This is a genomic window from Microbacterium natoriense, from assembly GCF_030816295.1.
GTDB classification, from domain to species: Bacteria; Actinomycetota; Actinomycetes; order Actinomycetales; family Microbacteriaceae; genus Microbacterium; species Microbacterium natoriense_A.
This window is the reverse complement of sequence record NZ_JAUSXV010000001.1, coordinates 952,633-969,416: the sequence shown is the minus strand read 5'-3', so window position 1 is coordinate 969,416 and position 16,784 is coordinate 952,633. Positions and strand designations below refer to the sequence as shown.

Genomic DNA, 16,784 nt, shown 5'->3' with positions numbered 1-16,784 from the left:
GAGACCCGGCCGTTGAGCGAGCGAAGCGAGACGAAACGCAGAGAAGAGATACTGCTCAGTCGTTGGGAACGAGCTCGTGCAGCAGCCCGATCGCCTGCTCCCAGGCGCCCTTGGTGTCGGTCTCGCCGCGATCGAGCGCCGTGATCGCCGGGCCGAACACGTTCTCCTGGATCACGGAGTCGTCAGCGCCCTTGTACTGCGCGACCACGCCCTTTGCCCGCTCGGCGAGGATTGCGCCGGTGGGGGCTCCGTTGAAGATCTCGTTCGGGGTCGCCTCCTCGGCGAGGGTCTCCTGCGCCTTGACCGTCGACGGGAAGTTGCCTGCGGCAGCCGACTGCTTCACCTGCTGCTCGGGCTGGGTCAGCCAGTCGGCGAGCTCTGCCGCCGCCTTCTTGTGCTCGGAGGTCTCGGGGATGGACAGCCAGGCGCCGCCCCAGTTCACGGGGCCACCGGGGAACGCGTCGGCGAAGTCCCAGCCGGTCGCAGCGTCGCCGCCACCCGATTCCAGCTTGCCCTGCACGACTCCCAGCATCCATCCGGGGCAGACCATCGTGGCGAAGGTGCCGTCGACGAACGACTTGCCGCCGTTCCAGTCCCACTGCGTCTCGGCGGCCGACAATCCGCCCTCGGCTGCGGCGCCCAGCTGTTCGAACCGCTTCTTGAGCTCGGCGTTGCCTTCCACGTTCAGCTCGCCGTCGGCGGTGTAGTAGCCCTCGTCGAGCTGGTTCACCATCGAGTTCCACACGAAGCCGGACTGGTCGAACCACGCCTTGCCGGTCTTGGCGGTGTAGTCGGCGCCGACCGCGAAGTAGTTGTCCCAGTCGCCGTCGAGCAGCGTCGCGACCGACTCGCGGTCGCTGGGGAGCCCTGCGGCCTCGAACGCCTTGGTGTTGTAGCAGATGCCGGACGGGCCGACATCCGTGCCGTAGCCGATCACACGGCCGTCGGGATCGGTCGCCTGGTCGTACTTCCAGTCGAGCCAGTCGCTCTTGCGGTCCTCGATGCCGTAGTCACGCAGGTCGACGAACGTGTCGGACACGTCCATGATGGCGCCGAGCCAGCCCTCCTCGATCGCGACGACGTCGCTGAGGCCGGATCCCGCGGCGATCTTCGTGAACGCGTCGGTGCGGGCGTTGCCACCGGTGTCGATGTTCGTGGCCTCGATGGTCACGTTCGGGTGGAGCTTCTCGTACTCCTCGTAGAGGTCGTCGTAGCCGAACGTGCCGAAGGTGGTCACGGTCAGCGTGATCTTCTCGTCGGCGCCGTCGGCACCGTCGTCGGCGCCGGGCGAGGCGCATCCGGCGAGGGCGATGGCGGAGACGGATGCTGCGGCTGCAGTCGCCAAGAGGCGTCGGCGGGCACGTGTGTTCACAGGTCACTCCTTTGTGCAGGTCGTGCGGTGGGTGGTGCTTTCGGGACATCGTGGGAGCGCTCCCACGAACTGCAGAGCACTCTATGGGAGCGCTCCCACGAATGTCAAGCCCTCACCCACCGCCCGCTCGGCGGAGGAGCGGCGATGTCACCGCGAGGCGCACACCCGCCCATTGAGCCGGAACTGCCAGGGCACTGCCGCCTCGCCCTTGCCGACCACGACCACACCGGCCGTCTCACCTGTGTCGAGGCCGGGTGAGCGCTTCGTGCCGCTCACCGCGATTTCTGTCCCCTGCTGCGTGAATCGCCCACCCAAGGCCGTGACCACCTTCTGGCCCTGGTCGTAGCGCCAGGTCAGCGACCAGGGTTCGATCTTCTGGGCAGTGGCGTTGGTGACCGACACCGTCGACATGAACACGCGTCCGAGCTGGATGGTCGAGATCGTGACGTCGCACGAGAGCGGCTCGATCAGAGGCGAGGCGAAGGAGACGAGTTCGCGCGCCTGCTCCGGGAACCATTGACCCGCCGCAGGGTCTTCGATTCCGCGTGCCGGATCGAGCGGCCCGCCCGTTCCGCGATAGCACTTGCCGTCGGACTCGCCTGGCACCTTGACCCACAGGAATGCGTCGGCGAGAGGAACTCCTGTGGTGGTCGTCGGCCGGGCACCGGCTCCGCGCCCAGGAGGGTTGCACCAGTCTTCATGCTGGGGGTAGGTGTTCGCCGGGTACCCCCACGGGCCGATTCCGTTGCGGCTCGTGTCGACGATGAAGCGGGCGCTCGGTTCGATCGATCCCAGCTGCTCGGCGTAGCGGGAGTCGAGACCCGCTGTGCTCAAGGCGGGGTCCGAAGCATCCGAGGCCCATTCGCCGTATTGCGACATCGTCACGCCCTGCCAATCGTTGGCCGGCCCGCCGTTCCAGTACTGGTTGCCGCAGTCTCCGAACGCGCCTTCCGCCACCTGGGTGGCATACGCGATGCACGATGAGATCCAGGTGCCGTAGGCCGTATTGTTCGCCGTGTACAGGTAGTTGGAGACGTTGAGGAAGAAGCCCGTCGCGCGTTCGACGCCGGCGGACACGAGCCGTGAGGAGACCTCGCCGACGTTCAGCCACGCGGCGTTGGTGCCGTCGAGGTAGCTTCGCACCCCGGGATGCGCAGCGAAGGCGTCGACCGCGTGGTTGAGCTGCGCGAAGCGCGCAGGCGCTGCCGTCGCGGGATCGGCCTCTGCAGGCCGACACGAGTCGAGGCTGCCGTCGAGGGTCGTGTAGTGCGGGATCACGCCGAGGCCGTCTGGTTCGATCATCACGACGGCTTTGCGATCGCCGATCGCGTCCGCGAAGGCGTCGATCCATGCGTTGTACGCCTCGGTGTCGGCTGCGCCTCCCGCGGAGTACAGGGAGCAGTCGCGGTAGGGCACGTTGTAGGCCACCAGGACCGGCAGCGTTCCTTCTGCGGAGGCATCGCTCACGACCCGGTCGACGGCGTCGTGCACCTCTTCGGGAGTGCCCCCGGTGAACCAGGTCGCGGAGGGGATGCTGGCGAGCAACTGGGCATCCGCCCGAGCCTGCCCGGTGAGCGCCTGCGCCGACTCGAGCGTCGTGCTCAACGGATCGACGTACAGCTCGAGGCCCTCGATCGCGTCCGGCTCGGCGGCCGGAACGGGCGCTGCGGATGCGTGCGCCGCCGATGGCGCGAGTACCGCCGCGCTTCCGATGAGTGCGACGACGGCCATGAGGCCCGCGCGCGGTCGTCTGTGGATCATGTCACTCCTTTGTGCGATGTCATCCTGTGCAGCAAGAGTCGCTCCCGGGTCGTGGGAGCGCTCTCACTTACTGGTCAGTAACCATATGGAGCCGTCCACCGACTGTCAAGCCTCTCGGCGGGCGTAGCCTTGACCAGTGCCCGAAACTGAGCTGTCCCCCGCCCTCGTCCGCGCCGCATCGCTGATCCGCTCGATCCCGGACTACCCGGAGCCCGGCATCGTCTTCCGCGACATCACGCCTCTGCTGGCGGACGCCGAGGCGCTGAAGGTGACCACCGACGCGATCATCGCGCCGTTCGCCGGTCAGTTCGACGTGGTCGCCGGCATCGAAGCACGCGGGTTCATCCTCGCCGGAGCCGCCGCGATCGCTGCCGGCGTGGGGCTCATCCCGATCCGCAAGGCGGGCAAGCTGCCGCGGCCGGCGGCATCCGTCGACTACGCCCTCGAGTACGGCACCGCCACCATCGAGATGCACGACGACCTGCCGGCGGGCTCCCGCGTCCTGCTCATCGACGACGTGCTCGCGACCGGCGGCACCCTCGCCGCAGGGCGCGAACTCGTCGAGCGACTGGGCAGCCACGTGATCGGAATCTCCGTGCTGTTCGAGATCGACGGCCTCGGCGGACGCGAGGCCGTCGGCGACCTCCACACGGTCTTCCACGCCTCCTGACGCCGCACATCGGGGCTCGTCGAGTTCACGTGCACTCGACGAGTGCACGGCATCCGCCCGGTAAAGCGCCGTGCACTCGTCGACAAGCCGTGCGGTCGGCGGCCGTGGAGCTCGCGTAAGTCGACTTGCGCAAGCCGGTAGACTGGTGCCGCCCGTCTGCCTGTGAGTCCTGGAGCGTTCATGCCCACCATCGTCGTCGACGTCATGCCCAAGCCCGAACTGCTCGACCCGCAGGGGAAGGCCGTGTCCGGCGCATTCGCGCGTCTGGGCGTCGAGGGCTTCACCGATGTCCGCATCGGCAAGCGCTTCGAGCTCACCGTCGAGGGCGAGGTCACCGACGAGATCCTCGCCGAGGCCCGTCGCATCGCAGACGAGGTGCTCTCCAACTCCGTGATCGAAGACGTCGTCGGCATCGAGGTCGCCGAGTGACCACTCGCATCGGGGTCATCACCTTCCCGGGCTCGCTCGACGATCGCGACGCGCAGCGCGCGGTGCGCATCGCCGGCGCCGAACCCGTCGCACTCTGGCACGGTTCGCACGACCTCGAGGGTGTCGACGCTCTCGTCCTGCCCGGCGGCTTCAGCTACGGCGACTACCTGCGCGCCGGTGCGATCGCCGCGCTCTCGCCGATCATGAGCGAGGTCAAGGACGCGGCCGCCAAGGGCATGCCGATCCTCGGCATCTGCAACGGATTCCAGATGCTCGTCGAGGCGCACCTGCTGCCAGGCGGACTGATCCGCAACGATCACCAGCACTTCGTGCGCCGTGACCAGAGGCTCACGGTCGAGAACTCCGACACCGCCTGGACGAACACGTTCCGCCGCGGCCAGGAGATCGTCATCCCGCTGAAGAACGCCGACGGCGGCTACATCGCCGACGAGGACACGCTCGACCGCCTCGAGGGCGAAGGACTCGTCGCCTTCCGCTACGCGGGCGTGAACCCGAACGGGTCGCTGCGCGACATCGCCGGCCTCACGAACGAGGCGGGCAACGTGGTCGGACTCATGCCGCACCCCGAGCACGCCACCGAGCCCGGCTTCGGGCCTGACACATCGGCCGCCATGCGCTCGGGTGTCGACGGCCTCGGCTTCTTCGCGAGCGCGATCGCCGCCGTCGCACGCGTCGCGGCGTAAACACCGCGCCGCGTCCGCGCCGGTCGCCTCACCCTCGGGACGTCTGCAGGACCCAGGCACGTCCGCAGGAGCATCCGCCGACTTCTCGTCCCGCATTCGTGCCCCGTTCCTGCAGACGTACCAGGCGAACACCCACCGTGGAAGCGGACCGACGAGTAGCATGCCGTGCATGCCCATCACACTGGAGAATGTCGGCATCGCCGTGCGCGATCTCGACGAGACCATCGCCTTCTTCACCGATCTGGGCCTCACGGTTCTCGGTCGCGACACCATCAGCGGCGAATGGGCCGACACGGCGGTCGGGCTCGACGGCAACCACGCGAAGATCGCCGTGCTGCAGACGCCGGACGGTCGCGGGCAGCTCGAGTTCTTCGAGTACATCCACCCCGAGGCGATCGAGACGGAGCCCACGCTCCCGAACGAGATCGGCATGCACCGCGTCGCTTTCTCGGTCGACGACATCGACGAGTCGCTCGCGATCGCCGCCCGGCACGGGTTCCACCCGCTTCGCGGAGTCGCCACCTACGAGGACGTCTACAAGCTCACCTACCTGCGCGGGCCCAGCGGCATCCTGGTGATGCTCGCGCAGGATCTCAGAAAGGGCGCGAGCGCCTAGCCGAGCGCCGGGGGCCAGACCCCGATGATCACGGCCATCACGACGACGGTCACGAGTTCATGCGCGATGTTCAGCGTCGTGAGCCTCGTGGATCGCCCTTCGAAGGCATCGTGGGTGATGAAGCGGGCCGCGGTGAAGCCCGCCCACAGCGTCACGGCCGTGACGACCGCGCTCCAGAAGAATCCCCCGCCGTAGAAGTGCCAGGCGATGGCGGATGCTCCGGCGAGCACCCATGCCGTGATGAAGCTCACGATCACCGTCGTGATGATCGCCATGGTCGCGCTGGCACCGGGGCGATCCATGTCGACGTTCGCGAGCTTCGACCAGCGCGTGCCGAAAACCTTCGGCGCGTACCAGATCGAACCGACGATCATGCTCGACGCGGTTGCGAGCAGAACAGCCCAGTAGTTGATCTCGGGAACCATGACAGCCTCCATCGGATCGGATGCCGCCACACTACTCCCCGGCACGGCGGCGCCGGGGACCGCACCGGCACATCCCCGAAATGGTGGCGCAGGGCCATGCAACAACTCCCGCAACCGACACTGTCCGCACCGATTCCGAACCGATTCGATTCCCTCCCTGGCGCGAGTGTAAGCGTTTGCACTAATCTGATCGCATGGCACAGCTTGAGCAGATCGCAGCCCCCGGTTCCGAGTGGTGGCGCAGCGCGGTCATCTACCAGATCTACCCCCGGTCCTTCGCCGACGCGTCGGGTGACGGCATCGGCGACCTGCCCGGCATCACGAGCCGCCTCGATTCCCTCAAAGAGCTCGGCGTCGACGCGATCTGGCTGAGCCCGTTCATGACCTCGCCGCAGCGCGACGCCGGCTACGACGTGGCGGACTACCGCGACGTCGACCCGCTGTTCGGCACGCTGGCGGACTTCGACCGCATGCTCGAAGAGTCGCACGCGCGCGGCATCCGCGTCATCGTCGACCTCGTCCCGAACCACTCCTCCGACCAGCACGTCTGGTTCCAGGAGGCGCTCAAGGCGGCGCCCGGCAGCCCCGAGCGCGCCCGCTACGTGTTCCGCGACGGCCGCGGCAAGAACGGCGAGCTCCCCCCGAACAACTGGGAGTCCGTGTTCGGCGGCGGCATGTGGGAGCGCGTCACCGAAGCCGACGGCACCCCGGGCCAGTGGTACCTGCACATCTTCGACGCCACCCAGCCCGACTTCGACTGGACCAACGAAGAGGTCAAGGAGGAGTTCCGCAGCATCCTGCGCTTCTGGCTCGACCGCGGCGTCGACGGCTTCCGCGTCGATGTGGCGCACGGGATGGTCAAGGAGGCCGGTCTCCCCGACTACGCCCCCGTGGCCGATGCCGATTCCATGGGCGGCGGCGAGGAGAACGTCCCGTACTGGGGACAGGACGCCGTGCACGACATCTACCGCGACTGGCACAAGGTGCTCGCCGAGTACGACGGAGACCGCGCCCTGTGCGGCGAGGCCTGGCTGCCCACGCTCAAGAAGACGGCTCTGTGGGTGCGCCCTGACGAGATGCACCAGACCTTCAACTTCCCGTATCTGATGACCCCGTGGGACGCGAAGGCTCTCGGCGACGTCATCCGCGAATCCCTCGACGAGTTCGGTGCGGTCGGCGCGCCCAGCACCTGGGTGCTGTCGAACCACGACGTCGTCCGTCACGCGACCCGCCTCGCCCTCACCGACGAGAACCCGCAGGGCGAGGGCATCGGCCCGAACACGCCGAACAAGCCCGACACGAAGATCGGTCTGGCGCGCGCCCGTGCGGCGACGACGCTCATGCTCGCCCTCCCCGGCTCCGCCTACCTGTACCAGGGCGAGGAGCTCGGACTGCCCGAGGCGATGGAGATCCCCGACGAGTTCCGTCAGGACCCGACCTGGTTCCGCACGAACGGCGAGCGCTACGGACGCGACGGATGCCGCGTGCCGCTGCCGTGGGAGGCGGATGCTCCGGCCTTCGGCTTCAACGAGACCGGCCTGTCGTGGCTGCCGCAGCCTGCCGACTGGGCCGCGTACTCACGCGACACCGAAGAGGGCGACCCCCTCTCGACGCTCTCGCTGTACAAGGAGCTGCTGGCCGCCCGCCGCGAGCACGGCTTCGGCGCAGGTTCCCTGGTGTGGGAGGACGCGGGGAAGGATGCCGTGGCGTTCCGACGCGGGGACGTCCACGTGCTCGCGAACCTCGGCACGAAACCGCTGGCGCTGCCGGCCGGTGCGAGCGTCGTGCTCAAGAGCCAGCCCTTCGAAGGTGCTTCGGTGCCGGTCGACACGACGGTCTGGTACACCAAGGCCTGAGCTTCCTGACCGCGAGATCCTCGTTTCTGCGCGAGACCCCCGTTCTGCACGCGGGTCTCGCGCAGAAAATCCGGATCTCACGCACACCCGGGGATCTCACGCACACCCGGAGCACCCACGATCGAAGGAACAGACATGGCGAGCATCGATGAAGTCGCCCGGCTCGCCGGAGTCTCGACCGCGACGGTCTCGCGCGCGCTGAGCGGGCGGGGCCACGTGTCCGAGTCCGCCCGCGAGCGCGTTCAGGCGGCCGCGAAGTCGCTGGGCTACGTCGTCTCTTCGCGCGCGTCGAGCCTCGCCTCCGGCCGCACGCGCAACATCGGCGTGATCGTGCCGTTCCTGGACCGCTGGTTCTTCAGCACCGTGCTCTCGGGGGTCTCCGCCGCGCTGATGCGCGAGGGCTACGACATCACCCTCTACAACATCACCGCCGACAAGGACGTGCGCCGGCACGTGTTCGACACGTTCCTGCGCCGCCAGCGCGTGGACGCCGTGATCGCCGTGTCGATCGAACTCGACGAGGACGAGACGCAGTACCTGCTCGATCTGGGGCTGCCCGTGATCGCGATCGGCGGACCGAACCCGAAGCTCGACACGCTCACGGTCGACGACGTCGCCGTGGCCCAGCTCGCGACCGAGCATCTGATCGGCCTCGGCCACCACGACATCGCGCACATCGGCGCCAACCCCGAGTTCGACCTCGACTTCCACATCCCGACGAACCGCCGCCTCGGCTTCGAGAAGGCGCTCGCCAAGGCCGGCATCCCACTGAATCCGGCGTTCCTCGAGCCGGCCGACTTCACGGTCGAGGGCGGCTATCGTGCCGCGAAGCAGCTTCTCGGGCGGCCAGGACCCCGTCCGACCGCCGTGTTCGCGGCATCCGACGAGATGGCTATCGGCGCGATCCTCGCCGCGCGCGACCTGGGATTCGGAGTGCCGGAGGACCTCTCGATCGTCGGCATCGACGGCCACGAGCTCGGAGAGTTCTTCAAGCTGACGACGGTCGATCAGTTCCCGCTCGGGCAGGGCGAGAGGGCCGCGGATGCCGTGCTCGCGAAGCTCGCGGACGACGGCACCAGCCGGGCGCCCGGGGCGCTGCCGTACGAACTGAACGTCCGGGGCACGACCGCGCGACTCCAGTAGCGGGTTCCGCCTGGGCGGCCGCGTCCAGACGATCACCCGTCTGCGGCTGTGGGGAGCAGCCCAGCCCGCGGTCAGCGCAGTGCGCGAAGCGAGGCCGCTACTGCGTCGAGAGCACCGTCCGCAAGGGCGAAGTACGCCCACTTGCCGCGCTGCTCGCGCGTGACGAGACCGGCCTCGGCGAGGAGCTTCATGTGGTGCGACACCGTGCCCTGCGAGAGTCCGACCGGGTCGATGAGGTCGCAGATGCACGCCTCGCCGCCCTCGGCCGCGGCGATCAGCGACATCAGCCGCACCCGCGTCGGGTCTGCCAGCGCTTTGAAGACGTGCGCGATGCGCTCGGCGTCTTCGCTCGTCACCGATGACGACAGCGGCGGCGTGCAGCACGACGACGTCTCGCGAATGGTCACCGGCAGGGTCATACTCACATCATGACACGTATTGACAATCTTCGATACGTGCGCAACGCTTCTCATATTGAAGCCTTTCGATTTGAGGAATGGTGATGTCGCAACTGCCGGTCGTGGTCGTCGGCGCAGGACCCCAGGGACTCGCCGCCGCGGCGCATCTCACCGAGCGGGGTCTCGACACGATCGTGCTCGAGAAGGGCGAGCGCGCCGGAGCAGCGATCGCGGAATGGGGACACGTCCGTCTCTTCTCGGCATGGCCCGAGCTGACAGACACCGCCGCCCGCCGCATTCTCGAGCAGACCGGATGGAGCGCACCCGCCGCCGGATACCCGACCGGGGCCGAGTGGGTGCGCGACTACCTGACCCCGCTCGCGGATGCTCTGGGCGACCGCATCCGCTACGGCACGACGGTCACGGGCATCGCCCGCCAGGGGCGGGACAAGGTGGTGGATGCCGGCCGGAAGAGCCAGCCCTTCGTCGTGCACACCCACGACAGTGACGGCGGCGAGGGCCGCATGCTCGCTCGTGCCGTCATCGACGCGAGCGGAACCTGGACTCTCCCCAACCCGGCCGGCGCCGACGGTTTCCCGGCGATCGGCGAAGCCGCAGCATCCGATCACATCTCCTATCGGATCCCCGACGACGTCGCCGAGCTCGCAGGCGCCCACGTCGTGGTCGTCGGCGCGGGACACTCGGCGACCCACGCCGTCCTTCGTCTGAACGAGCTGGCCCGCAGAGCGCCCGGCACGCGCGTCACCTGGCTGCTGCGTCGCGGCAGCGTGTCGAACGTGTTCGGTGGAGGAACGGGAGATGGCCTTCCCGAGCGCGCCGCGCTGGGAACCCGTGCCCGCAAGGTGATCGAGTCGGGCGTCGTCGACGTGGTGACCGGGTTCCGCGTCGACGCGGTCGACAGGCTGTCCGGTCTGCTGACGATCCGCGCCGAAGACGGCCGCGAGGTGACAGGGGTCGCGCAGGTCTTCGCGCTCACGGGGTTCCGTCCCGACACCGAGATCCTGCGCGAGGTGCGGATCGACCTCGACGCGACGCTCGAGGCCGTCGCGGGGATCGCCGCAGACATCGATCCGAACATCCACTCCTGCGGGTCGGTCGCAGCGACCGGCGCGCGGCAGCTCGCTCAGCCCGAGCAGGGACTGTTCATCGTCGGCGCGAAGTCGTACGGCCGCGCTCCGACCTTCCTCGCCCTGACCGGATACGAGCAGGTGCGCAGTGTCGTCGCGCACCTCGCGGGCGATCACGAGGCAGCAGCACGCAACGAGCTCACCCTCCCCGACACCGGCGTCTGCGGCGGCGCGGGCGACTTCGACGAATCGGCGAGCGGATGCTGCGCCGCCCCCGCCGTGCTGCAGATCGGCTCGCGGACGCTCGGCGCTTCCGCAGCATCCGCCCTTACCCTGGAGTCACGATGACCGACACGACCACCACGCCCTCCGTCCTGTTCGTCTGCGTGCACAACGCGGGTCGTTCGCAGATGGCCGCTGGGTTCCTGCGCGACATCGCCGGCGACCGCATCGAGGTCCGCTCGGCGGGGTCGATGCCCGCCGAGCAGATCAACCCGATCGCTGTCGAGGCGATGGGCGAACTCGGCATCGACATCACCGCAGAGCAGCCCAAGGTGCTCACGACCGAGGCCGTGCAGGCGTCCGACGTGGTCATCACGATGGGCTGCGGCGACGCCTGCCCGTTCTTCCCCGGCAAGCGCTACGAGGACTGGAAGCTCGACGACCCGGCAGGCCAGGGCATCGAGGCCGTGCGCCCGATCCGCGACGAGATCCGCCGCCGGATCGAGCAGCTCACGAGCGAGCTGCTGCCCTGAGCGACCGCGGGAGCGCGCCTTCCGGTCGCGATTCGTGCCGTCTCTTCGGCTTCGAAGCGGCACGAACTGCGACCGGAACGCGGGACGGATGAGGGAAACGGCACGAACTGCGACCGGAACGCGAGAGCGCCGACAACAGGCTCAGGCGGAATCCGTCAGCGCGCGACGATGAGCCCCTTCGTCGCCTCCTGCGCGGCCAGGAACCGGCGCTGCACATCGGGCCAGTTCACGATCTCCCAGAACGCCTTCACGTAGTCGGCGCGCACGTTGAGGTAGTCGAGGTAGTACGCGTGCTCCCACACGTCGAGCTGCAGCAGCGGCGTGACGCCGAGCGGCGCATTGCCCTGCTGATCGAACAGTTGGAAGACGACCGGCCGCGCACCCACAGCGTCCCACGCGAGTACGGCCCAGCCGGAGCCCTGCACGCCGAGAGCGGTGGCGGTGAAGTGCGCGCGGAACGCGTCGATCGAGCCGAACTCGTCGGCGAGTGACGCCTCGAGCTCACCCTCCGGGTTGCCACCGCCGTCGGGCGAGAGGTTCTCCCAGAACACCGAATGGTTGATGTGGCCTCCCAGGTTGAAGGCGAGATCCTTCTCGAGCTTGTTCACGTTGACGAGGTCACCGGCACTGCGGGCCGCGGCGAGCTGCTCGAGGGCGGTGTTGGCTCCTGTGACGTAGGCCTGATGGTGCTTGGAGTGGTGCAGCTCCATGATCGTGCCGGAGATGTGCGGGGCGAGTGCCGAGTAGTCGTAGGGCAGCTCGGGGAGGGTGTAAGGCGTGGACATGGCGTCTTCCTTTCAGTGGTCGGTGTCGGTCGGAAGTGCGTGGAAGCGGCGGTCGAGATAGACGAGCGGGCGGCTGGATACGCCCGACAGCACCTCGACGACCTCGGCGATCACCACGGTCGACGAGCCGACCGCCACGGTCTGGATCGGTCGGCAGCGCAGGGCCGCCCTGGCCTCGGGCAAGTGCGGCTCGCCGGTCGGCAGCGTCGCCCACCCCTGTTCCGGAGTGAAGCGCTCGGAGCCGCTGATCGCGAAGCTCTGTGCCAGGGTGGCGTGCTCGTCGTCGACCAGGTGCACCACGAAGGTCTCGGCGCCGAGGATCGCCCCCGCCGACCCCGTGGCCCTGGTCACCGAGAACACGATCGCGGCGGGGTCGACCGCCACCGAGGCGACGCTCGATGCGGTGAGCCCGACCGGCCCCTCCGGGGTGCTCGCGGTGATGATCGCGACACCGGCCGGGTGCGTGCGGAAAGCGGCCTTGAGTCCTTCGCCGACAGGGGTGGCTACGGGCTTCGCGGTCAGCCGTTCGTCGACGGTCATGCGTGTTCTCCCTGCGGCGCGAGCGCCGCGACGATGGGGTGGTCGAAGGCGAGCATCCCGGTCTTGGCAGCACCGCCCGGGGAGCCGATCTCGTCGAAGAACTCGACGTTGGCCTTGTAGTAGTCCTGCCATTCGGCGGGCAGATCGTCTTCGTAGTAGATCGCCTCGACCGGGCACACCGGCTCGCAGGCGCCGCAGTCCACGCATTCGTCGGGGTGGATGTAGAGCGACCTCTCACCCTCGTAGATGCAGTCGACGGGACATTCGTCGATGCAGGCCTTGTCCTTCACATCGACGCACGGCAGAGCGATCACATATGTCATCGCGGGGTCTTCGTTCGGGTCACGCTGTTCCTCGTTCGGATCGAGCGGCCCGCATCGGGGCCGCATTACTACCGTAAAACCTCAAGTACACTTGAGATCAAATCGAGGGAAGGATGCCAGATGGATGACGCCTCCGATCACGCCGCGCACGGCCCCGACGAGCCGCTCACGATCGGAGAGATGACCCGGCGCACGGGCGTCGCCGCATCTGCTCTGCACTTCTACGAGAATCTCGGCCTCATCGCGTCGACCCGCACCCCCGGGAATCAGCGGCGGTACGCCCGGCACATGCTGCGCCGGGTCTCGCTCATCACGGTCGCGAAGCGCCTCGGCATCCCGCTGGCCGATGTGCAGGACGCCTTCGCCGACGTTCCGCTCACCCAGACTCCGAGCCATGCCGATTGGCAGCGCGCGTCGCGCCGCTGGAAGCGCGAGCTCGAGAAGCGCCGCGAGGGCATCGAGCGGCTCGAGCGCGAGCTGACCGGATGCATCGGCTGCGGCTGCCTGTCGATGAAGGCGTGCGGGTTGCTGAACCCCGATGATGCGCTCGGCAGTCAGGGCGTCGGCCCGCAGCGGCTGCGCGAGGACTGAGCCTGCCCTTCCCGGCGACGAAACGGCGTCAGGACACCGCGAACCCCGCGCTCAGCAGCACGTCGTCGCGCGAGCTCGGGCCCACGAGGAGCTCGAACTCCCCTGCCTCCACGAGGCGTACGCCCGCCGCATCCACGATCGTGCACTCGGCGACGGGAAGGTCGACGCGCACCCGCGCCGATTCGCCGGGGGCGAGGTCGACCTGGCGGTACGCCTTGAGCTCCTTGTCGGTCCAGCTGACGCTCGTCACGGAATCCCGCACGTAGACCTGCACGGTCTCGCGCACCGCGCGCGCACCGGTGTTCGTCACCGTCACGTGCGCGACCACCGAATCGCCGCGGCCGAGCGCGGTCGACTCCAGCGCCAGCTCGGAGTACGCGACCGTCGTGTACGACAGCCCCTCGCCGAACGCCCAGGCCGGAGACTGCGTGAGGTCGGCATAGCGATCGCCGTGCTGCCCTCGGATCTGGTTGTAATAGGTCGGCTGCTGGCCGACGTGACGTGCGAACGAGATCGGCAGCCGTCCCGACGGCTCGACCGCGCCGGAGATGATCTCGGCCAGCGCGCGGCCCCCCTGCATCCCGGGGTTCGCGGCCCAGATCACGGCGGCCGCCTTCGAGACGGATGCCGGCAGCACGAGCGGCTTCGAGGCCAGCAGCACCACGACGACGGGCGTGCCGGTCGCGATCACCGCGTCGAGCAGAGCGTTCTGCCCTCCGAGGAGCTCGAGCGTCGCGGTCGAGCGACCCTCGCCGTTGAGCTCGATGCGGTCGCCCACCACGGCCACGACGACGTCGGACGCCGCGGCGAGCGCGACCGCATCGGCGATCTGCTCGGGGTCCGGCTCTGCCGGAACGAACTTCCGATCCCACGGGACGGGGTCGAGGTCGTCGGGGCCGTTCTCGAACGTGAGAATGTCGGCTCCGGCGGCAGAGCGCACCGACCAGCGGTCGACGGCCTTCAGCCCGTCGAGCACGGTCGTGATCATCTCGCGCGGCTGCGCGTCGAGCCACCCGGCCTGACCCGAGCCTCCCGCCCAGTCACCGAGCTGCGTCTGCGCGTCGTCGGCCAGCGGCCCCACGACGGCGATCCGCAGCGGTGCGTCCGGCCGAAGAGGCAATGTCCCGTCGTTCTCGAGCAGCACGATCGATCGCCGCGCGATCTCGAGGTTGAGTTCGGCGTGCGCGGCGCTGCCGACCACGGCATCCACCTGGTCCATCGGCAGCCGAGGATTCTCGAACAGTCCCAGCTCGAACTTCAGGGTGAGGATGCGGGCGACCGCAGCGTCGAAGTCCGCCGACGACAGCATGCCCTTCTCGACCGCGTCCAACGCCCCCTCGAAGAAGAGCGGGGTGTTCATGACCATGTCGTTGCCGGCCCTCACGGCGGCGGCCGCCGCGTGCGTGTAGTCGGGCTGGACGTGCTGCTCCCACACCATGCGGCCGATGTTGTCCCAGTCGGTGATGAGGGTGCCTGTGTACCCCCACTCGCCGCGCAGCACATCGCTGAGCAACCAGTCGTTCACCGTGATCGGCACGCCGTCGGTGGTCTGGTAGCCCAGCATGAAGGTGCGGCATCCCTCGCGGGCGACCCGCTCGAACGGCGGCAGGAACCACGAGCGGAGCTTGCGGCGGGAGATGTCGGCCTCACTGGCATCGCGTCCGCCCTGTGTCTCGGAGTAGCCGGCGAAGTGCTTCGCCGTCGCAAGGATCGCGGTGGGGTCGGCGAGGCCGTCGCCCTGATAGCCGCGCACCATCGCCGAGGCGAGCTCTCCGATCAGGAAGGGGTCTTCGCCGAAGGTCTCGCTGATGCGCCCCCAGCGCAGGTCGCGGGCGATGCACAGCACGGGCGAGAAGGTCCAGTGGATGCCGGTGACGGCGACCTCCTCGGCGGTGGCGCGCGCCACCCTCTCGACCAGCTCGGCATCCCACGACGCCGCCATCCCGAGCTGGGTCGGGTAGATCGTCGCGCCGGGCCAGAACGAGTGCCCGTGGATGCAGTCCTCGCCGACGATCAGCGGAATCCGCAGTCGGGTCTGCGCGGTGAGCTCGTTCGCCCTGATCAGCCGCTCGGGAGAGGTGTGCAGGATCGAGCCCGCCATGCGCCGCATGATGTGGTCGTCGAGGTCGTCACGGGCGTCGAGCTGCAGCATCTGCCCGACCTTCTCCTCGACGGTCATACGCGAGAGCAGGTCGGCGACCCGCTCGGGGATCGAGAGGGCGGAGTCCTGGAAGGGAAGGGTGGTCGCGAGTGTCATCGTTCCTGGTTCGCTGCGGTGTCGTCGGTGGTCGTGGTGCGGATGCTGCGGACGGCCGTGACCGCGTCGTTCACGTCGAGTCCCTTCTTGCGCATGGCTCGTGCACGCTCGCCGGCCGAGCGCAGGCGCGGATTCACGTACTCGTCGATGCCGAAGTTCACGAGGGCGAGAGCGACGCCGATCAGGGCGATGCAGAGCCCAGGGGGCAGGTACCACCACCACTGATTCTGCCGGAACGCACCCTGCGCCGAAGCCCAGTTCAGGATCGTCCCCCAGTTGTAGGTCGTCACCGGGATCACGCCGATGTACGACAGCGTGGTGAGGCCGAGGATGGCGGCCGTCACGGTGCCGACGAAACTCGCGGCGATCAGGGCCATCAGGTTCGGCAGCATCTCGATCGCGATGATCCGCCGCAGCGGCTCGCCGTTGGCCCGGGCTGCCTGGATGAAGTCGCGGTTGCGCAGCGACATCGTCTGGGCGCGCAGCACCCGGGCGCCCCACGCCCAGCCGGTGATGCCGAGGACGGCGGCGATCACCCACAGCGGCGGCTCCTCGAACATCGACGCCACGATTATGATCAGCGGCAGTCCCGGGATCACGAGGAACACGTTCGTCAGCGCCGAGAGCGATTCGCTCTTCCAACCGCGCAGGTACCCGGCGATGACGCCGACCGCGATCGCGATGACGGTCGCGATCGCGGCGGCGAGGAAGCCGACGACGATCACGCCTCGCGTGCCGTGGATCACCTGACTCAGCACGTCCTCGCCGATGTGCGTGGTCCCCAGCCAGTGGTCCGCCGAGGGCGGCTCGAAACGGCGTGTGTTGTCGACCTTGGTCGGCGGGTAGGGAGCGAGGAGATCGGCGAAGATCGCGATCAGCACGAAGACGCCGATGATCACGAGCCCGGTGATGGATTTGCCGTTGCGGAACATCGCGAAGGCGCTTCCCAGCCGGCTCCAGAACGTGGGCGCATGCGCGGATGCCGCGGCCGGGACGCGCGTGCGGACCACGAGCGTCTCGGGAGAGCCGACACCGGACACGGTCGAGGACTCGGGGGCGGGGGTGTTCATG

The 16,784-nt window shown here is 68.6% G+C and carries 18 protein-coding genes; 9 read left to right on the top strand and 9 right to left on the bottom strand.

Features of this window, described 5'->3' with window-relative positions; translation table 11 throughout:
- Positions 1–55 precede the first annotated feature (55 nt).
- Both QFZ53_RS04605 and QFZ53_RS04600 read right to left on the bottom strand, forming a co-directional pair.
- Complete coding sequence (locus tag QFZ53_RS04605) at positions 56–1,372, bottom strand: ABC transporter substrate-binding protein (protein ID WP_307294049.1); 1,317 nt, start codon at positions 1,370–1,372, stop codon at positions 56–58.
- Positions 1,373–1,519: 147 nt separating this feature from the next.
- On the bottom strand, positions 1,520–3,133 hold the full coding sequence (locus tag QFZ53_RS04600; RefSeq protein ID WP_307294046.1) for a glycoside hydrolase family 6 protein: 1,614 nt from the start codon (positions 3,131–3,133) through the stop codon (positions 1,520–1,522).
- A 136-nt stretch (positions 3,134–3,269) separates the two neighbouring features.
- On the opposite strand from QFZ53_RS04600, the gene QFZ53_RS04595 reads away from it, so the two are divergent.
- The 4 genes from QFZ53_RS04595 (at position 3,270) to QFZ53_RS04580 (ending at position 5,552) form a co-directional block, all read left to right on the top strand.
- The gene (locus QFZ53_RS04595) at positions 3,270–3,803 is read left to right on the top strand and encodes an adenine phosphoribosyltransferase (protein WP_292910725.1); all 534 of its coding nucleotides are present in this window, start codon (positions 3,270–3,272) and stop codon (positions 3,801–3,803) included.
- Positions 3,804–3,983: 180 nt separating this feature from the next.
- On the top strand, positions 3,984–4,232 hold the full coding sequence (gene purS, locus QFZ53_RS04590; protein WP_292910723.1) for a phosphoribosylformylglycinamidine synthase subunit PurS: 249 nt from the start codon (positions 3,984–3,986) through the stop codon (positions 4,230–4,232).
- Positions 4,229–4,936 (top strand): phosphoribosylformylglycinamidine synthase subunit PurQ, encoded by a 708-nt coding sequence (gene purQ / locus QFZ53_RS04585; protein WP_292910721.1) that lies wholly within the window; start codon positions 4,229–4,231, stop codon positions 4,934–4,936. Before purS ends, purQ begins: the two co-directional genes overlap by 4 nt.
- Before the next feature lie 169 nt (positions 4,937–5,105).
- Positions 5,106–5,552, top strand: a complete 447-nt coding sequence (locus QFZ53_RS04580; protein ID WP_307294042.1) for a VOC family protein — start codon at positions 5,106–5,108, stop codon at positions 5,550–5,552.
- On the opposite strand, the gene QFZ53_RS04575 is transcribed toward QFZ53_RS04580, so the two are convergent.
- Positions 5,549–5,977, bottom strand: coding sequence for a DUF1761 domain-containing protein (locus tag QFZ53_RS04575; RefSeq protein WP_292910717.1), 429 nt, complete (start codon positions 5,975–5,977; stop codon positions 5,549–5,551). The two genes, QFZ53_RS04580 and QFZ53_RS04575, sit on opposite strands and share 4 nt — an antisense overlap.
- Positions 5,978–6,171: 194 nt before the next feature.
- Here QFZ53_RS04575 and QFZ53_RS04570 point away from each other — a divergent pair, with 194 nt between their 5' ends.
- On the top strand, positions 6,172–7,833 hold the full coding sequence (locus QFZ53_RS04570; RefSeq protein WP_307294039.1) for a glycoside hydrolase family 13 protein: 1,662 nt from the start codon (positions 6,172–6,174) through the stop codon (positions 7,831–7,833).
- A gap of 135 nt (positions 7,834–7,968) precedes the next feature.
- Positions 7,969–8,976, top strand: a complete 1,008-nt coding sequence (locus QFZ53_RS04565) for a LacI family DNA-binding transcriptional regulator (RefSeq protein ID WP_307294037.1) — start codon at positions 7,969–7,971, stop codon at positions 8,974–8,976.
- A 71-nt stretch (positions 8,977–9,047) separates the two neighbouring features.
- On the opposite strand, the gene QFZ53_RS04560 is transcribed toward QFZ53_RS04565, so the two are convergent.
- A complete protein-coding gene (locus tag QFZ53_RS04560; RefSeq protein ID WP_307294035.1) occupies positions 9,048–9,395 on the bottom strand; it encodes an ArsR/SmtB family transcription factor in 348 nt (115 codons plus the stop codon).
- An 83-nt stretch (positions 9,396–9,478) separates the two neighbouring features.
- Between QFZ53_RS04560 and QFZ53_RS04555 the strand changes: the two genes are divergently transcribed.
- Positions 9,479–10,810: an FAD-dependent oxidoreductase gene (locus QFZ53_RS04555; protein ID WP_307294034.1), complete on the top strand. Its 1,332-nt coding sequence runs from the start codon at positions 9,479–9,481 to the stop codon at positions 10,808–10,810.
- Positions 10,807–11,217, top strand: a complete 411-nt coding sequence (locus QFZ53_RS04550) for an arsenate reductase ArsC (protein WP_307294031.1) — start codon at positions 10,807–10,809, stop codon at positions 11,215–11,217. Before QFZ53_RS04555 ends, QFZ53_RS04550 begins: the two co-directional genes overlap by 4 nt.
- Before the next feature lie 155 nt (positions 11,218–11,372).
- On the opposite strand, the gene QFZ53_RS04545 is transcribed toward QFZ53_RS04550, so the two are convergent.
- Genes QFZ53_RS04545 through fdxA form a run of 3 tightly spaced genes read right to left on the bottom strand, consistent with a single transcriptional unit; the run spans position 11,373 to position 12,865 of the window.
- Entirely contained in the window at positions 11,373–12,002 is a 630-nt protein-coding gene (locus QFZ53_RS04545) for a superoxide dismutase (RefSeq protein ID WP_307294030.1), read from the bottom strand.
- A 12-nt stretch (positions 12,003–12,014) separates the two neighbouring features.
- The gene (locus QFZ53_RS04540; RefSeq protein ID WP_307294028.1) at positions 12,015–12,542 is read right to left on the bottom strand and encodes a flavin reductase family protein; all 528 of its coding nucleotides are present in this window, start codon (positions 12,540–12,542) and stop codon (positions 12,015–12,017) included.
- Positions 12,539–12,865, bottom strand: coding sequence for a ferredoxin (gene fdxA, locus QFZ53_RS04535; RefSeq protein ID WP_307294027.1), 327 nt, complete (start codon positions 12,863–12,865; stop codon positions 12,539–12,541). The genes QFZ53_RS04540 and fdxA overlap by 4 nt, the downstream gene beginning before the upstream one ends.
- 120 nt (positions 12,866–12,985) lie before the next feature.
- Between fdxA and soxR the strand changes: the two genes are divergently transcribed.
- On the top strand, positions 12,986–13,456 hold the full coding sequence (gene soxR / locus QFZ53_RS04530; RefSeq protein WP_307294025.1) for a redox-sensitive transcriptional activator SoxR: 471 nt from the start codon (positions 12,986–12,988) through the stop codon (positions 13,454–13,456).
- Between the two features lie 28 nt (positions 13,457–13,484).
- Here the strand turns inward: soxR and QFZ53_RS04525 are convergent, their stop codons facing one another.
- Both QFZ53_RS04525 and QFZ53_RS04520 read right to left on the bottom strand, forming a co-directional pair.
- Positions 13,485–15,713 (bottom strand): exo-beta-d-1,3/1,6-glucosidase, encoded by a 2,229-nt coding sequence (locus QFZ53_RS04525; protein ID WP_307294022.1) that lies wholly within the window; start codon positions 15,711–15,713, stop codon positions 13,485–13,487.
- Complete coding sequence (locus tag QFZ53_RS04520; protein ID WP_373426231.1) at positions 15,710–16,783, bottom strand: ABC transporter permease; 1,074 nt, start codon at positions 16,781–16,783, stop codon at positions 15,710–15,712. The genes QFZ53_RS04525 and QFZ53_RS04520 overlap by 4 nt, the downstream gene beginning before the upstream one ends.
- Position 16,784: the final 1 nt, after the last annotated feature.

What these genes read in the sequence shown, in the direction of transcription:
- purS (WP_292910723.1), top strand. Translation starts at nt 3,984, where the DNA reads ATGCCCACCATCGTCGTCGACGTCATGCCCAAGCCCGAACTGCTCGAC.
- QFZ53_RS04525 (WP_307294022.1), bottom strand. Translation starts at nt 15,713, where the DNA reads ATGACACTCGCGACCACCCTTCCCTTCCAGGACTCCGCCCTCTCGATC.
- soxR (WP_307294025.1), top strand. Translation starts at nt 12,986, where the DNA reads ATGGATGACGCCTCCGATCACGCCGCGCACGGCCCCGACGAGCCGCTC.
- QFZ53_RS04540 (WP_307294028.1), bottom strand. Translation starts at nt 12,542, where the DNA reads ATGACCGTCGACGAACGGCTGACCGCGAAGCCCGTAGCCACCCCTGTC.
- QFZ53_RS04555 (WP_307294034.1), top strand. Translation starts at nt 9,479, where the DNA reads ATGTCGCAACTGCCGGTCGTGGTCGTCGGCGCAGGACCCCAGGGACTC.
- QFZ53_RS04520 (WP_373426231.1), bottom strand. Translation starts at nt 16,783, where the DNA reads ATGAACACCCCCGCCCCCGAGTCCTCGACCGTGTCCGGTGTCGGCTCT.
- QFZ53_RS04565 (WP_307294037.1), top strand. Translation starts at nt 7,969, where the DNA reads ATGGCGAGCATCGATGAAGTCGCCCGGCTCGCCGGAGTCTCGACCGCG.
- QFZ53_RS04580 (WP_307294042.1), top strand. Translation starts at nt 5,106, where the DNA reads ATGCCCATCACACTGGAGAATGTCGGCATCGCCGTGCGCGATCTCGAC.
- QFZ53_RS04570 (WP_307294039.1), top strand. Translation starts at nt 6,172, where the DNA reads ATGGCACAGCTTGAGCAGATCGCAGCCCCCGGTTCCGAGTGGTGGCGC.
- fdxA (WP_307294027.1), bottom strand. Translation starts at nt 12,865, where the DNA reads ATGACATATGTGATCGCTCTGCCGTGCGTCGATGTGAAGGACAAGGCC.
- QFZ53_RS04600 (WP_307294046.1), bottom strand. Translation starts at nt 3,133, where the DNA reads ATGATCCACAGACGACCGCGCGCGGGCCTCATGGCCGTCGTCGCACTC.
- QFZ53_RS04545 (WP_307294030.1), bottom strand. Translation starts at nt 12,002, where the DNA reads ATGTCCACGCCTTACACCCTCCCCGAGCTGCCCTACGACTACTCGGCA.
- QFZ53_RS04575 (WP_292910717.1), bottom strand. Translation starts at nt 5,977, where the DNA reads ATGGTTCCCGAGATCAACTACTGGGCTGTTCTGCTCGCAACCGCGTCG.
- QFZ53_RS04560 (WP_307294035.1), bottom strand. Translation starts at nt 9,395, where the DNA reads ATGACCCTGCCGGTGACCATTCGCGAGACGTCGTCGTGCTGCACGCCG.
- QFZ53_RS04550 (WP_307294031.1), top strand. Translation starts at nt 10,807, where the DNA reads ATGACCGACACGACCACCACGCCCTCCGTCCTGTTCGTCTGCGTGCAC.